Origin of the sequence: Kitasatospora sp. NPDC056181, assembly GCF_042266225.1 — a bacterium.
Classification (GTDB): Bacteria; Actinomycetota; Actinomycetes; order Streptomycetales; family Streptomycetaceae; genus Kitasatospora.
On sequence record NZ_JBHJUK010000061.1, the window covers coordinates 1 to 13827 of the forward strand.

At 72.2% G+C, this 13827-nt stretch carries 12 protein-coding genes; 7 read left to right on the forward strand and 5 right to left on the reverse strand.

The window, feature by feature from the left end; genetic code table 11:
• On the reverse strand, positions 1 to 285 hold a 285-nt coding region (locus ACFC1F_RS22795; protein ID WP_376160739.1), incomplete at its 3' end, for a DUF6271 family protein.
• Between the two features lie 14 nt (positions 286 to 299).
• Entirely contained in the window at positions 300 to 1388 is a 1089-nt protein-coding gene (locus ACFC1F_RS22800) for a phytanoyl-CoA dioxygenase family protein (protein WP_376160741.1), read from the reverse strand.
• A gap of 1454 nt (positions 1389 to 2842) precedes the next feature.
• On the opposite strand from ACFC1F_RS22800, the gene ACFC1F_RS22805 reads away from it, so the two are divergent.
• The 5 genes from ACFC1F_RS22805 (at position 2843) to ACFC1F_RS22825 (ending at position 9306) form a co-directional block, all read left to right on the forward strand.
• Positions 2843 to 3877 (forward strand): serine hydrolase domain-containing protein, encoded by a 1035-nt coding sequence (locus tag ACFC1F_RS22805; RefSeq protein ID WP_376160743.1) that lies wholly within the window; start codon positions 2843 to 2845, stop codon positions 3875 to 3877.
• Positions 3878 to 4102: 225 nt separating this feature from the next.
• Positions 4103 to 4591, forward strand: coding sequence for a hypothetical protein (locus tag ACFC1F_RS22810; protein ID WP_376160745.1), 489 nt, complete (start codon positions 4103 to 4105; stop codon positions 4589 to 4591).
• Positions 4592 to 4706: 115 nt separating this feature from the next.
• A complete protein-coding gene (locus ACFC1F_RS22815) occupies positions 4707 to 5042 on the forward strand; it encodes a hypothetical protein (protein ID WP_376160747.1) in 336 nt (111 codons plus the stop codon).
• 341 nt (positions 5043 to 5383) lie between these two features.
• Entirely contained in the window at positions 5384 to 6343 is a 960-nt protein-coding gene (locus ACFC1F_RS22820) for a LysR family transcriptional regulator (protein ID WP_376160749.1), read from the forward strand.
• Positions 6344 to 6621: 278 nt separating this feature from the next.
• A complete protein-coding gene (locus ACFC1F_RS22825) occupies positions 6622 to 9306 on the forward strand; it encodes a collagenase (protein ID WP_376160751.1) in 2685 nt (894 codons plus the stop codon).
• A 226-nt stretch (positions 9307 to 9532) separates the two neighbouring features.
• Here ACFC1F_RS22825 and ACFC1F_RS22830 read toward each other — a convergent pair whose 3' ends face one another.
• Positions 9533 to 10552 (reverse strand): NADP-dependent oxidoreductase, encoded by a 1020-nt coding sequence (locus tag ACFC1F_RS22830; RefSeq protein ID WP_376160753.1) that lies wholly within the window; start codon positions 10550 to 10552, stop codon positions 9533 to 9535.
• A 104-nt stretch (positions 10553 to 10656) separates the two neighbouring features.
• Between ACFC1F_RS22830 and ACFC1F_RS22835 the strand changes: the two genes are divergently transcribed.
• The gene (locus ACFC1F_RS22835; RefSeq protein WP_376160755.1) at positions 10657 to 11301 is read left to right on the forward strand and encodes a TetR/AcrR family transcriptional regulator; all 645 of its coding nucleotides are present in this window, start codon (positions 10657 to 10659) and stop codon (positions 11299 to 11301) included.
• A 149-nt stretch (positions 11302 to 11450) separates the two neighbouring features.
• Here the strand turns inward: ACFC1F_RS22835 and ACFC1F_RS22840 are convergent, their stop codons facing one another.
• Positions 11451 to 12020 (reverse strand): TetR/AcrR family transcriptional regulator, encoded by a 570-nt coding sequence (locus ACFC1F_RS22840; RefSeq protein ID WP_209410274.1) that lies wholly within the window; start codon positions 12018 to 12020, stop codon positions 11451 to 11453.
• Positions 12021 to 12309: 289 nt separating this feature from the next.
• Between ACFC1F_RS22840 and ACFC1F_RS22845 the strand changes: the two genes are divergently transcribed.
• A complete protein-coding gene (locus tag ACFC1F_RS22845; protein ID WP_376160757.1) occupies positions 12310 to 13224 on the forward strand; it encodes a TIGR03620 family F420-dependent LLM class oxidoreductase in 915 nt (304 codons plus the stop codon).
• Between the two features lie 40 nt (positions 13225 to 13264).
• Here the strand turns inward: ACFC1F_RS22845 and ACFC1F_RS22850 are convergent, their stop codons facing one another.
• A complete protein-coding gene (locus ACFC1F_RS22850; protein ID WP_376160759.1) occupies positions 13265 to 13819 on the reverse strand; it encodes a hypothetical protein in 555 nt (184 codons plus the stop codon).
• Positions 13820 to 13827: the final 8 nt, after the last annotated feature.

Genomic DNA, 13827 nt, shown 5'->3' on the forward strand with positions numbered 1-13827 from the left:
GAGCAGGGTGTCCGGTTCGGGGGTGTGGGAGCGGTGGATCACCTCGCGGAGGAAGGTGCGCTGGCGGGTCTCGTCGAGGTGGTGGACGGTGACGCCCGGCAGGGCGGGGAGGGCGGCGGCGGCCTTGGCGTGCACGGCGAACGTCGGCTCGTCGGAGGAGTCCAGGATCAGCAGGTGGACCTCGACGCCGAACTGCTCGGCCGCGTAGGCCGCCTCCTCGCCGACCGCCGAAATGGTGGCGGCGCAGGGCCGGTTGGTGGGCAGGGTCAGGCAGATCTTGTGCATGCCGGTTCTCCGGTTCACCCTTCGGCGCCCTGCTGCTCGCGGTGCCCGTCGGAGCACTCGGCGTCCTGCCCGCGGCCGGCGGAGGTGTCCGCGTGCCAGGAGTCGAGGCCGAGCAGCCTGGCGCCGAGGGCGCTCAGCTCCGCGCGGCCGTAGCGCAGCGACTCGTGCCGGCGCGCGTCACCCACCAGCGTCCTGTTCCAGGTCGGCGTCGAGAGGTCGCGCCAGGACGCGATCCGCGAGCGCTTCAGTTCCTCGTGCTCCTCCAGCGCCGGCATCATCGACAGGTACTGCACCGCGCGGACGCCGCTCGCCGAGGTGTTCCGGGCCACGCCGTGGGCCAGCATGCCGTTCCAGATCAGCAGGTCGCCGGCGTTCAGCTCGGGCCGGACCACCGGGAACTCGGAGCGGTCGACCGCCGGCCGGATCGGGTCCCGGTCGGCGGGCTGGGCCGCCTGCCACTGGTTGAACCGCCGGAACAGCTCCGGGTTGCACTGGAAGCCGCCGTGGTCCGGCCGGGTGTCGTTGAGCGCGATGATGCCCTGGACGCGCTGCGGCAGCATGCCCTGCGTGGTGTCGACGTCCCAGTGCAGCTCGATGTCGAAGCCCCGGTCGGTGGGTTCGATCAACGCGCGGTCGCGGTTCTTCACGTTCGGCGGGTTGAGGTTCAGCCGGTCCAGCGTGACCCACAGCTCCTCGCAGTCCCAGATGTCGACGAACGCGTCGTAGACGCGCTGCGCCTGCCGGCTGTCCCAGATCAGCTGGTGCTGGTACGCCTCGACGAAGCCGTAGACGTACAGGTGCTCGTCCAGTTCGTCACGGAACTCCCGCTCCTCGTACCAGGTTTCCGGCCGCTCGGGGTCGAGCCCCTGGAAGTCCCAGGCGAAGTCCAGCAGGCGCTTGGCCGCCTCGGCGGGGATCGCCTCCCGCACGATCACGTAGCCGTAGGTCTGCCAGAAGGTGAAGTCGTCCTCGGAGAGCACGCGCAGGGGCCGCGACTTCTCGATGTCCTTCAGCGGCGTCCGGGCGAGGTAGGCCTCGCCGTCGTTGCTGAAGTACGGACGGTCCGACGCGGCCCGGTAGAGATGTCCGTCAGGGGTCGGCATGCAATCACTCCAAGGATCGGGATGCTTCGTTCGGCCAGGAGGTGAGGGGGAGGGGAAGGGGTGGGAGGAGTGGCGGGAGGCGCGACCGAGAGGGGGGAACTGCGGCCTGGCGGTGGGGTCGTGGTGGGTGCGTGGGTGCGTGGCTGCGTGGGTGACGGTGTGCGTGAGTGTGTGAAGACGTGCGTGCGTGCGGAGGCATGCGGGCGGCTGCGTGCGGACGTTCCCGCTGGGTGTTCCTGGTTGGCGTTCCGGGTTGGCGTTCCGTGCGGCGGGCCGCGTGTGCGGGCAGGCGGTGGTGCCCGGCTGCACGCGGTGTCGCGGGCCGGGAGTGGATGCAGGTGGGTACGGAGGCGGGCGTGACGGACCCGGTTGACGGACCCGGCGTGCGGATCCGGTGTGCGGATCCGGGCAACGTGGGTCCGGGGATTGAGGGTCCGGGAAGTGCGGATTCGTCGTCGAGCGTTCGACGAGGGAGGGGCGTCGGCCGGCCGGAGGTTGCGGTACTGGCGGTTCCCGGGCCGTTTCTCACTGTCCGCCGGCGGCTGCCGTCGCTGCTGCTTCCGCTGTTGCTGCTGCGGGTGCCGCGAGGGCTGCGGTCGTGCGCGGAGACAGGGCCGGGGTTCCTTCCTCCTTCTGGTGCTGGGCGCCCGTTGCGGCTCGTTGACGCCGTTGGCGGACATGCGGAGTCGTGGGCCAACTCCGTTGTCCGGAACGGCGTCCGGCCAGGGCTTTCCGCCTCGTCGAACTTGCTTTCTCCTAAGGTGGACTAGACCAACTTGCGGTGTCAACCCTTGTCCGGGGGTGGCCGGATGACACCTTCGCCACCGTGCGGACCGGCGGTGACCTGCGCCGGAGCCGCCGCAGTGAAAATGGCCCCGGTGGCCGGTGGTGGCCCCTGCCCGAAAGGGCGGCACGGGTTGCCCTTTCGGGCAGGGGCCGGCCGGAGCGGGGCACGGCGGACCGGAGCGGGGCGTCGCGGACCGGAGCCGGGGGCGCCACCGGCCGGAGCCGGGTGTAGCGGACCGGAGCCGGGTGTGGCGGACCAGAGACCGGCGCGCGGCCGACCGGTAGTTAACTGCCGGTGGATCGTCGAGTCGGCTCCACTGTTCGAGGACGACCCGATCGGTAGCGTCAAGTCCGTGAGCAGCCGGCCCGGTTCGGCGGGCGGCGCCACGAACTCGATCGGGAGGTCGGAGATGGGTGGGGGAGTAGTGACGGCTGGTCGCGGCGCCGGGCTTCGGACGGCGGCCGTGGCGCTGGTGGTCGGTGCCGGGCTGACCGGCGTTCCGGCGCCGTCGGCCTCGGCGGCTCAGCTGCCCGCTGTGTCGAAGTCGGCCGTGGAGGCGAAGTCGGCCTCGATGTCGCAGGCGGGCGTGGCACCGCAGGCGGCCGGGGTCCGGGGTGGAGCGCCGGAAGCAGCGCGAGGGTCGCAGGGCTTGGAGGGGTTGCAGGGATTGCAGGGCCTGCAGGGTGAGTTGCAGGCGGTGGTCGACAGTGGTGCGGTGACCTGGGACCTCGCCCGTGTCGTCGCGGACGGCCGGACGGTGTGGAAGGGCGCGGCAGGGGTGTCGGACCTGTCCGGCCGGCGACCGGTCGACCCCGACGGACGGTTCCGGATCGGCAGCATCACCAAGACCTTCACCGCGACGGTGGTGCTCCAACTGGTCGGCGAGGGCCGGATCCGCCTGGACGCGCCGGTGGAGACGTACCTGCCGGGAGTGGTCCCGAACGGCGCGGGCATCAGTGTCCGGCAACTCCTGAACCACACCAGCGGTTTGTTCAACTACAACGACCTGCCCGAGTACGTCCCGGTGGACCAGGCCGGACTGGCGGAGTGGGTGCGCGTCGGCCGCTGGCGGACGTTCTCGGCCCCGGCGATCGTCGCCGACGCGACCTCGCACGCGCCGTACTTCGCGCCGGGCCGGGACTTCCACTACTCCAACACCAACTACCTGCTCGCCGGAATGCTCATCGAGAGGACCACCGGCCGGAGTTGGAACGAGGAGGTCGAGCGCCGGATCATCCGCCCGCTCGGCCTGCGGGACACCTCGATGCCCACCACCTCGCCGCTGCTCACCGGCCCGCACGCCCACCAGTACCTCGTGCTGGCCTCGGGGCCGGTGGACGCCACGCTGATGAACCCGTCCCTCGCGGGCGCCGCCGGAGCCGGGATCTCCACCGCCGCCGACCTCGCGCGCTTCCAATCCGCCCTGCTCGGGGGCGGGTTGCTCCGACCGGCCGAGCTGGCGGAGATGAAGCGGACCGTCGACACGCACTTCGGTGTGGCCTACGGCCTCGGCCTGATGCGCTTCGATGTGGTCGGCTGCGGCGAGCTCTGGGGTCACCTCGGTGGCATCCGCGGCAACGTCTCCTACTTCTTCGGCGATCCGGCGGGCCGCCGCCAGGTCGTCACGGCCGGCGGCCTGTACGGACAGGTCGACTCCAGCGAGGTGTTCACCGACCTGAACCGGGCGGCGGCCTGCGGCTGAGCCGTGAACCCCACAGGATCCGGAGCCGGGCCGGAGCGGACTCGGCGCCGGCCCGGGGTGGACTCGGCGCCGGCCTGGGGTGGACCAGGGAGGCGGCCCGGGACCGGGCTCCGGCGGCTCCGGCGCGCCCGTAACGGTTGTGGGATCGGGCGGTCGCTGATCGGGTGATCCTATGATCCAGCTGTGCGGGCGTCGGCCGACGGCGCCCGAGGGAAGGGGTGGGCCGTGGTCCTTCTGTTGATCATCCTGGCCGGGCCGGTGATCGCCTTCGGCCTCATCGGGTACGGCGGCACCACCCTGGCCCGCCGTCGTGAGGGAGGGGCCCGGACCGTTCACGGTCTCGCCGCCCTGGCCGGAGCCGGCGCCGCCGCGATGTACACCTGGGGCGCGCTGCACGTCGGCATGGCCGTCCTGGACGCGGACGACAGCGGGGCGGGCTCCGCCCCGATCCGGCCCTGCCGGGCGGCCGGGAACGAGAAGGCCATGGAGGTGGTCGGCTACGAGGTGCACTACCTGCCGCTCGACTTCGTCTGCCACGTCCCCGGCGGGCGCGACTACACCGCGGACACCGTTCCCGGTTACGTCACCCCGGCCGCGTCGGCACTGGGGCTGACCGCCGTCGCCCTGCCCCTGTCCACGGCCTTCGCGGCGGAGTTCCGCGCCAGGAGGTCGCGCAACGGCGGGCCCGACCGGGAGCCGCAGCGCAGCCAGTGACGCCCGCCCCGCCGGCGGCCCAGGGCGGGCAGGCGACGACTGGGCGGATCCCGACGGGCAGGCGACGGCTGGGCCGACCTGACGGGCAGGCCAATCGAAAGGTTGGTGTAGATCTATGGGAAGCGCCGATCCGCTGCATCAGGTGTCAACGCCCCGCTTCGACGCGGTCTTCATGCTGGGGGCGGACGACACGGTGGAGAGCGTGGAGAACGTGGACGCCGAGCTGATCCTTCCCGACGGCAGACGGTGGAGTGCCACCTTCATGACACTGGACGAGATCTCGCGTGTCATGGGGAGGTGGCGCGGGACCGGAGAAGCTCTCGGAGGACGCTACTTCCACTGCGATGACCTGGTGATCGTCCGCGAGGCCGGCGTTCAGGCGATGGTCGACGTGTTCGCGGGGATCCTCGACGAGGGCGATCCGGACGATGTCCTCCGGCGGCTTGAATAGGTGCGGTAGACGCAGTTGACCGAGTGGGGCGTGTCTTCGAGGAGGTACTCGAACACACGGCCCATGTGCGTCTCAGCGTCGCGCGAGTGCGATGCGAGAACTGACGCCCCCAGGCGCGCGGCCGGCGGGTCACGGGGCGGTCAGGTGCAGACAATGCGCAGGTAAAAGGTGGTGCCGGTGGTGCTGTCCGGCCCCCGGGCGGGGCTTGACGGGGTGAATCGTGAGGGGTGATGGTTGGCCGCTGACATGTCATGTGTGCGGTTGCACCGGCACGGCGGAACCCGCCCGACGCCGTCGGCCGGGAGGGCCCGGCCGTCGTGTGTGGGGGGAGGGGGAGGGTCATGGAGCTGGAGCTGCGGCACCTTCGGGTGCTGTGCGCCATCGCCGACGCCGGGAGCGTCGGTCGGGCCGCCGCCCTGCTCGGCGCCTCTCAGCCGGCCACCAGTACGCAACTACGGCGGATCGAACGCCATTTGGGTGCGCCGTTGTTCGAGCGGACGGCCGTGGGGGTGGCGCCGACCTGCTTCGGGGTCGAGGTGCTGGCCGCCGCCCGCGACCTTCTCGTGCGGGCCGACGGTCTGGGGCGCCGCCCGGACTCTCCCGACGGGCCGGTCCGACGGGAGCTGCGCCTGGCCGCGACCAACTCGCCCATGCTGCCCGGGCTGGTGACCCGGGCCCGGCACCAGCGGCCCGACCAGCGGTTCACGGTGACCTCCGTCTACCGGTCCTCCGACATCGTCGACCTGTTGGAGCACGGCGACGCGGACGCCGCCGTGGCCGTGGACTACCCGGGCCAGGAACTGCGCCACTCGCCGACCGTGGCCCATCGCGGCATCGTCACCGAGCCCGCCTTCGTCGTCCTTCCGGCGGGCCACCGGCTCCGCCACCGCACCGAGATCTCCCTGGTCGACCTCGCGGACGAGGACTGGTTCCTCACCCCTGACGACGGGGCCGGCTGGCACGGCGTCTTCTACGGCGCCTGCGCCGCGGCGGGGTTCGCCCCGGCGACCGTGCACGAGTTCCTCGGCGGCCGGCTGGAGCTCCAGGAGATGATCGCCGCCGGGCTCGGGATCTCCGTCGTCCAGGCGACCACCCGGCCGCTCGCCGACGTCGTGGTCAAACCGCTTGCCGGGACGCCGATCTGGGTCCGCCACCTGCTGGTCTGGCGGCCCGGCGGGGTGAGCGGGGAGGTGGTGGAGACCCTGTTCGGTGCGGCGGCCGCGGCGTACCGGGATCTGATCGCCGCCTCGCCGACCTTCCAGGCCTGGGCCGCGCGGACGTACCGGCCGACCCGGCCGTAGCGCGGGGCGGGGCGGGGGCGTGCCGGGCCGGGGGTGTTCGGGGGCGGGGGCGTGCCGGGCCGAGGGCATGCCGGGCCGAGGGTGTGCTGCGTTCCCCCGCGGTGGCGGGAGGCGGTGTCCTGGAGGCCGTGTCCGGGAGCCGTGTTATGGCCGGTGGAACAAATGTCATATGACCTGTGACATTGTTCTGAACCTTCGACGACTGGGACGATCGCGTCGGATTCCCCCATGCCTCGGCAGTCGTCCAGCGCCCTCCCCCCACAGGAGAAGGACCCACCGTGCGTCTCCGCATACCCCTTCCCACGCTCATGGCCGGCTTCGTCGCCGGCTGTGCCGCCACCGCCACCCTGTTGCCGGTCCCGGCGCTCGCCGCCGCCGGCCAGGCCTCCCGGCCCTCGGCCGCCGCCCAGTACTCCGCCGACCAGCAGTCCGCCACCACCCAGCAGGCGGCCGACGACGGCTCGGCCGTCCCCAAGCCGCTCGGGGCCTTCCTCACGGTGGACCAAACGTCCGAGGACATCGCCCCCGTCGCCAAGCCGCTGCCGCCGGCGCTGCTCGGCCAGGTCGTGATGGGCCAGCCGGCCGGTACCGCCGTGCAGACCGCGCCGCGCCCGGGCACGCGGCAGACACCCCCGGCCAAGCCGGGCACCTCCGCCCACCCCGCCGCGGGTGCGGCCGGCCCGCTGAGCGCGGCGCCCGCCGGTGCGGCCGCCACAGGCGGCGCCGCGACCGCGCAGAGCTGTACCCCGGCCGACTTCGGCAGCCGCAGCGGGGCCGACCTGGTCTCCTTCGTCGAGGGCTCGACCCTGGACTGCGTCAACACCCTCTTCAACGTCACCGGCACCGACGCGGGCAACATCTTCAAGGAATCGAAGATGCTCACCGTCACCAACGCCTTCCAGAGCCTGGCGGCCAACTACACCGGCGACAACTCGACCGCCATCCTCCAACTCGTGCTCTACATGCGGGCCGGCTGGTACGTGCAGTCGAACAACGCGGCCGCCGTCGGCCCGTACGACGCCGCGCTCACCAGCGCGTCCAAGGCCGGCCTCGACGCCTTCTTCGCGAGCCGGCACTGGACCGACGTCACGGACAACAACGGCACCGTGCTCAACGAGGTGCTGGTCCTCACCGACAGCGCCAACCTGCAGGGCGGCTACCTGGGCGTCTACAAGCAGGTGCTGAACGGCTACAACAACTCGTACAACGCGTTCCCGAAGATGCTCAAGTCGGTCAACTCCGTGCTCAGCGCACCGCTCTGGCGCGGCAACTGGAACAGCGACTTCGTCAAGGCGGTCACTGCCGACCCGAGCATCGCCACCACCCTGGGCACCTTCGCGATCAACCACAAGGACCTGCTCGGCACGGCGAACGCGTACCTCGACACCAACGCGGGCAACGACCTCGGCCGCATGGCCGGTGACGGCCCCGCCGTCGAGGCCGCGGTCAAGGGCCAGGTCAAGGCGGTGCTCGACGCCAGCCAGATCACCGGTGTCACCGGCCCGCTGTACGTCCACACCGCGTACCAGGCCAACGCCTTCGACCCCGGCCAGTGCTCGTACTACGGCACCTGCAACCTGCCGGCGAAGCTGACGGCGGCGGTGCTGCCGAACCAGCTGGTCTGCGACAACCGCACCATCCAGACCGAGGCCCTGTCGCCCGCCGACCTGGCCGCCGTCTGCGCGAGCCTGCGCGGCGAGGACACCTTCTTCCACAACCTGGTGAAGGACAACGGCCCCATCCCCGGCCAGTACGACAAGACCCTCACCCTCGCGGTCTTCGCCAACCAGGCGGACTACCTGACCTACTCCTGGGCGATCTTCGGGAACTCCACCAACAACGGCGGCCAGACCGTCATGGACCCGACCGACCCCAACAACCAGGCCGTGTGCGTGATGTACCAGAAGTCGTGGAACGACGGCTTCACCGCCAACGTGTGGAACCTCAACCACGAGTACACGCACTACCTGGACAGCATCTACGACATGAAGGGCAACTTCACCACCGAGATCTCCGTCCCGGACATCTGGTGGATCGAGGGCGTCGCCGAGTACGAGTCCTACGCCTACCGCGGCACCACCGACACCCAGGCGATGGCCGAGGCCGCCAAGCACACCTACAAGCTCAGCACGGTCTTCCAGAACACGTACAACAACTCGGACACGGTGCGCACCTACCCGTGGGGCTACCTCGCCGTCCGGTACATGTTCGAGAAGCACCCGGCCGACGTCGCGGCCATGCTGGCGCGCTTCCGTACCGGTGACTACCAGGGCGGCTACGCGGTCTACAACAACGTCGGCACCGGCTACGACGCCGACTTCGACGCCTGGCTCGACAGCTGCGCCGGCGGCGCCTGCTACGCGGCCGGCCCGACCGCCCTGTTCGGCTCCGCGGTCAACGGCGCGACCGTCACCCTGACCGACAAGTCCGTCCAGACCGGCCCCGGCCGGATCACCGCCTGGCACTGGACCTTCGGCGACGGCGGCTCGTCCGACCAGCAGAACCCGACCCACGGCTACGCCAACGCCGGCACCTACACGGTGGCGCTGACCGTCACCGACAACACCGGCAAGACCGCCAGCACCCCGGCCTCGGTCACCGTCACCACCGGCACCGGCGGCGGCACCACCCTGCCGACCTGCACCGACCCGCGCACCGACGCGCTCGGCCAGAACTGCTCCCGCTCCAACCTCGCCGCCACCGCCGGCAACCTCAGCTACCTGTACGTCTACCTGCCGGCCGGCACCAGCACCCTGAAGATCAACACCTCCGGGGGCACCGGCACCGCGTACCTGTACTACAACGCGGACACCTGGGCCTCGCCGAGCGCCTTCACCGCCTCCTCCACCAACTCGGGCTCGACGCAGAGCATCACCGTCACCAACCCGACGGCCGGCTACCGCTACGTCAGCCTCTACGCGAACACCGACTTCAGCGGAGTGACGGTCAGCACCCAGTTCTGATCCTCCCGTCTCCGTCTCCGTCCCGTCCCGTTCGGGCCACGCCCGCGGCAGCCTGCCGCGGGCGTGGCCTTCGGCGCGCTTGTCGGGCGCGAGCTCCCGGTTCCGGCGCCACCTCCCGGCGCCACCTCCCGGCGCCACCTCCCGGCGCCACCTCCCGGCGTCGCGGTCCGTCGGGTGGGGTGCCGGGCGGGGTGCCGGGTCGGCGCGGGCGGGCTCGGACGGACGGCTAAGCAGTGACGCGAAGGACGATCTTGCCCTGGAGGTGACCCTGTTCGGCGCGGCGGTGGGCGTCAGCGGCCCGCCGGAGGGGGTAGACGCTGTCGATGCCGACGCGCACGCGCCCGGAGTCGAGCAGGGCGGCCAGTTCGGCGAGGTCGGCACCGCTCGAACGGACCTGCCACGGCCGCTCGTTGAGCGTGATGCCGAGCGCGGCGGCGTGCTCGCGGTGGTAGTCGCCGAGGAAGACGGGAGCGATCCGGCCGCCGCGCCGGACGGTGGGGAGGAGGCGGTGGGCGTCGGGGCCGCCGACGGTGTCGATCAGCAGGTCGGCGTCACGGACGACCTCCTCGGTCGGAGTCCGGGTGTAGTCGACGAAGCGGTCCACGCCGAGGTCGGTGAGGAACCTTCCGTGACGGCCGGAGGCGACCCCGATCACCTGCCGCGCGCCGGCCACCTTTGCGAGTTGGGCGGCGAAGTGGCCGACCCCGCCGGCGGCGCCGTTCACCAGTACGGTGTCGCCGGGGGAGCCCGCGAGATGGCGGAAGACCAACTGATGAGCCGTCAGTCCGGCCATCGGCACGGCCGCCGCCTCGACGTGTCCGAGACCGGCCGGTTTGCGGGCCAGGTGGTCGGCGGGCGAGACGGCGTACTCGGCGTAACCGGCTGCCCGGCCGGGGAAGTTGACCAGGCCGAACACTTCGTCCCCCGGCTCCCAGTCCGTGACGCCCTCGCCGAGTGCCACGACCGTGCCAGAGATGTCGCTGCCCAGGACCAGTGGCGGTTTCCAGTCGGGCCGGAGCTCGGCCGGGAGGTTCTCGAAGCCGCGCCGCGCGTACCAGTCGGGCGGGTTGACGCCCGCCGCGTGGACCCGGACCAGCACCTCGCCCGGTCCGGGCTCCGGTCGGGGCACCTCCTCGTACACGAGCTGCTCCGGCTCGCCGAAGGCGTGCAGCCGGACGGCGTGCATCGTCTCCGGGGCCGTGTCTTCCGCGGCCGTGTCCTTCGTGGTGCTGCGTTCCGTGCCCATGTTCCTCCCCGATCGCATGGTGGAGTGCCCCGGGTAGAATCCGGAGCACTGCTCCGGAAAATGAAACCGGAGCACTGCTCCACTTGTCAATGATGAGGATTCGCATGCCCATTGATCCGCCCGACGGCGAATCGCCCGCCGGAGCGCCGTCCCTCGGTACGTCGTCCGCCAGCTGGCCGTCCGTCGGCACGCCGCGTGCCCCGCGCGCCGACGCCCGGCGCAATCGCGACCGCGTCCTCGAAGCGGCTGCGGAGGTCGTCGCCGAACAGGGCACCCAGGCGTCGCTCCGGGACGTCGCCCGCCGCGCCGAGGTGGGTCTCGGGACGCTCTACCGGCATTTCCCCACCCGGGAAGCCCTGCTGGAGGCCCTGTTGCACCACCGCTTCGAGCGGCTCGCCGAACGCGCGGACGCCCTCGCCGCCTCCGCCCCGCCCGGGCGCGCGCTGACCGACTGGCTGTACGAGTTCACCCTCGGTGCCAGCGCCTACCAGGGCCTCCCCGCCACCCTGATGGCCACCCTCGCGGATGAGGAATCCCCCCTGCACGCCGCGTGCGTGACGATGCGTCAGGCGGGAGGTCGACTCCTGGAGGCGGCCCAGGCGGACGGTGGCGTCCGGCGGGACGTGACCGCCGTCGACCTGTTCGCCCTGGTCAACGCCCTCAGCTGGGCCACCGACCAGGCCCCCGCGCTCGCCGAGCGTCGTGAGCACCTGTTCGGGCTGGTGATGGACGGACTGAAGCCCCGGTGACCCGGGGCGTCACCCCGAGGTCGTCGACGACGGCACGGCGCTGCCGCCCCCGTCGGCGGCTAGGGTGATCACCCCGTCGGCCGCCGCGGCGTGCACGTGCTCCGGTTGTGCCCGGGTGACGTTTGTGTCCGGGTGACGCTCGGGTTCGTCTAGCGGGCGGGGGCGTGTGCGGCGTCCAGGACGAGTGCGAGCAGGCGGTCGGCGTCGGCGTCGGCATCGTCGTGCGGCCCGGTCCCGGTGGCGGTGAGGGCGATGCCGAGGGTGAGCCGGAGCAGGTCGTGCGGGGTGACGTCCGGGCGGGCCGTTCCCTCGCGCTGGGCGCGGGTGACGACGGCCGCGGCAGCGTCCTCGATCCGGCGATGGCAGTCCGCGCCCAGTGCGTCGGTGGCCTCCAGCAGCAGTGCGCCGCCGAGGCCGTGATTGGTGCGCGCATGGGCGATGAACGCACGCAGCCACTCGGCGAGGGCCCGGTCGGCGGGCTCGGTGGTGCCCAACTCGTCGGCGCGGGCACAGAGTCGGTCGACGCGTTCCTGTAGGACGGCCGCCAGCAGCGCGGCCCGGTGGGGGAAGTGCCGGTAGAGGGTGCCCGGCCCGACGCCGGCGCGCCGGGCGATCTCGTTGAGCGAGGCCTCGGCGCCGGCCTCGGCGAACGCCTCCTGGGCGGCGGCGAGCAGCCGCTCGCGGTTGCGCCGGGCGTCGGTGCGCTGCGTCGGGGGCATGGGTGGAGTCCTCGCGATCGGTGGGCGGTCGTTCCCGGGGTGGATGGTGGTTCCCGGGACGGGCGGTGGTTCCCGGGTGGGTGGGCAGTGGTCAAGCGGAGCGGTTCTCCGTATTGTAGTCCGCAGTGATCCGGAGAGCCTCTCCGGATCAGCCCTTCGGCGCGCCGCTGTGTGCAACGTGCCCTGCGTCGCCGTGCCCTGCGTCGCTGTGCCCCGCGCCGCGGCGCCGCGCCCTGCCCCTGACGATCACGGACAAGCTTCGAGGAGCAACGATGACGGAGAGCAGCCGATGACGGACACCGCCCGGAACGGACTCGGCAAGGTCGGCATCTGGACCTTCGCCTTCGACGCCCAGCCCGCCGGCCGCGTCCGGGAGGCCGCCGCGGAGATCGAGGAGACCGGGTACGGCGCGATCTGGTTCGGCGAGGCCTTCGGCCGGGAGACCGCGGGCCAGGCCTGGCTGGTGCTGTCGGCGACCCGGCGGATCACCGTCGCCTCCGGAATCGCCAACATCGCCTTCCGCGACCCGATCGCCGCCGCCACCGCCACCCGCACCCTCGGCGAGGCCTTCCCCGGCCGCTATCTGCTCGGCCTCGGCGGCCACCGGGTGGACGACACCGTCCACCGGCTCGACGGCTACCCGATGCCGGCCCGCGGCCGGGCCGTCGCCACCATGACCGCCTACCTGGACGCGATGGACGCCGTCCCCGCGCACAGTCCCGTACCCGAACCCGCGCCCCGCCGCGTGCTCGCCGCGCTCGGCCCGAAGATGCTGCGGCTTGCCGCCGAACGCGCCTGGGGTGCGCACCCGTACTTCGTTCCGGTCGAACACACGCTGCGCGCGCGGGAGTTGATGGGGCCTGACGCGTTTCTCGGCGTCGAGCAGGCCGTCGTGCTGGACACCGACCCGGCCCGCGCCCGGGAACTGGCCACCGCCCACGTGGCCGGTTACGTGGCGATGGCCGCCCACCAGGAGGCCAACGTCCGCCGACTCGGCTTCGGCGACGAGGACATCGTGGGCGGCCCGAGCCGCCGCCTGGTCGACGCGATCGTCGCCCACGGCGACGCCGACGCGATCCGCCGGCGCGTCCGCGAACACCTCGACGCCGGCGCCGACCACGTCTGCATCCAGGTCCTCACCGCCGACCCGGCCGCCCTGCCCGACCGCGAGTGGCGCGAGCTGGCCCCCGCGCTGCTGGGCTGAGGGCCTCTGAACTGCGGCCGCGCCCGTGGAGGTGACGTGCCTACGGCGTGGGGGAGGCCGAGGTCGTGGGCGGCATCAGGCAGGGGGTGGTGACGCTGAGGGCCATGCGGGTGTCGTCGGTGCTGTCGACACCGGTGACGTACCGGCTCTGGGGGTGGCGGGCGGAGAAGGCGGCGTACGGCTTCGCGTCCGTCGCCTCACGGTAGACGGTGACCGTCAGGCCTTCCTTCGTCAGCGTGTCCCGGACGCTGCGGAGCACCTCGTTGTGCCGGGCGGCGGGAACGTCGCTGTGGAGGAAGTACAGCAGGGTGAACCGGTCGTCGGGCGCCGATTCGCCGTTCTTGCCGACGCACGGACTGAAGGTGGCCTGCTCCGGTTCGCTGTTGATCTGGATGCCGGCGGTCTGGGCCAGGTGGGTCAGGAGCTGACGCGTCCAGTCGAGGGCCTCCTCGCGGGACTTGACGGGCAGGGGGTCGTTCTTCCCGGTACCGGGGCTGGACATGCAGGCTCCAAGAGTGGCGGCCATCAGCGTCACCGCCAGGAGGCGCCGCAGCCGGGTGCCGGCGGTGGACCGGCGGGTGGACGGACGGGTCATGGGTGTTC

Excerpts from the sequence above, each read along its gene's own strand:
- ACFC1F_RS22800 (WP_376160741.1), bottom strand. The coding sequence starts at position 1,388 with ATGCCGACCCCTGACGGACATCTCTACCGGGCCGCGTCGGACCGTCCG.
- ACFC1F_RS22815 (WP_376160747.1), top strand. The coding sequence starts at position 4,707 with ATGGGAAGCGCCGATCCGCTGCATCAGGTGTCAACGCCCCGCTTCGAC.
- ACFC1F_RS22820 (WP_376160749.1), top strand. The coding sequence starts at position 5,384 with ATGGAGCTGGAGCTGCGGCACCTTCGGGTGCTGTGCGCCATCGCCGAC.
- ACFC1F_RS22830 (WP_376160753.1), bottom strand. The coding sequence starts at position 10,552 with ATGGGCACGGAACGCAGCACCACGAAGGACACGGCCGCGGAAGACACG.
- ACFC1F_RS22835 (WP_376160755.1), top strand. The coding sequence starts at position 10,657 with ATGCCCATTGATCCGCCCGACGGCGAATCGCCCGCCGGAGCGCCGTCC.
- ACFC1F_RS22840 (WP_209410274.1), bottom strand. The coding sequence starts at position 12,020 with ATGCCCCCGACGCAGCGCACCGACGCCCGGCGCAACCGCGAGCGGCTG.
- ACFC1F_RS22845 (WP_376160757.1), top strand. The coding sequence starts at position 12,310 with ATGACGGACACCGCCCGGAACGGACTCGGCAAGGTCGGCATCTGGACC.
- ACFC1F_RS22850 (WP_376160759.1), bottom strand. The coding sequence starts at position 13,819 with ATGACCCGTCCGTCCACCCGCCGGTCCACCGCCGGCACCCGGCTGCGG.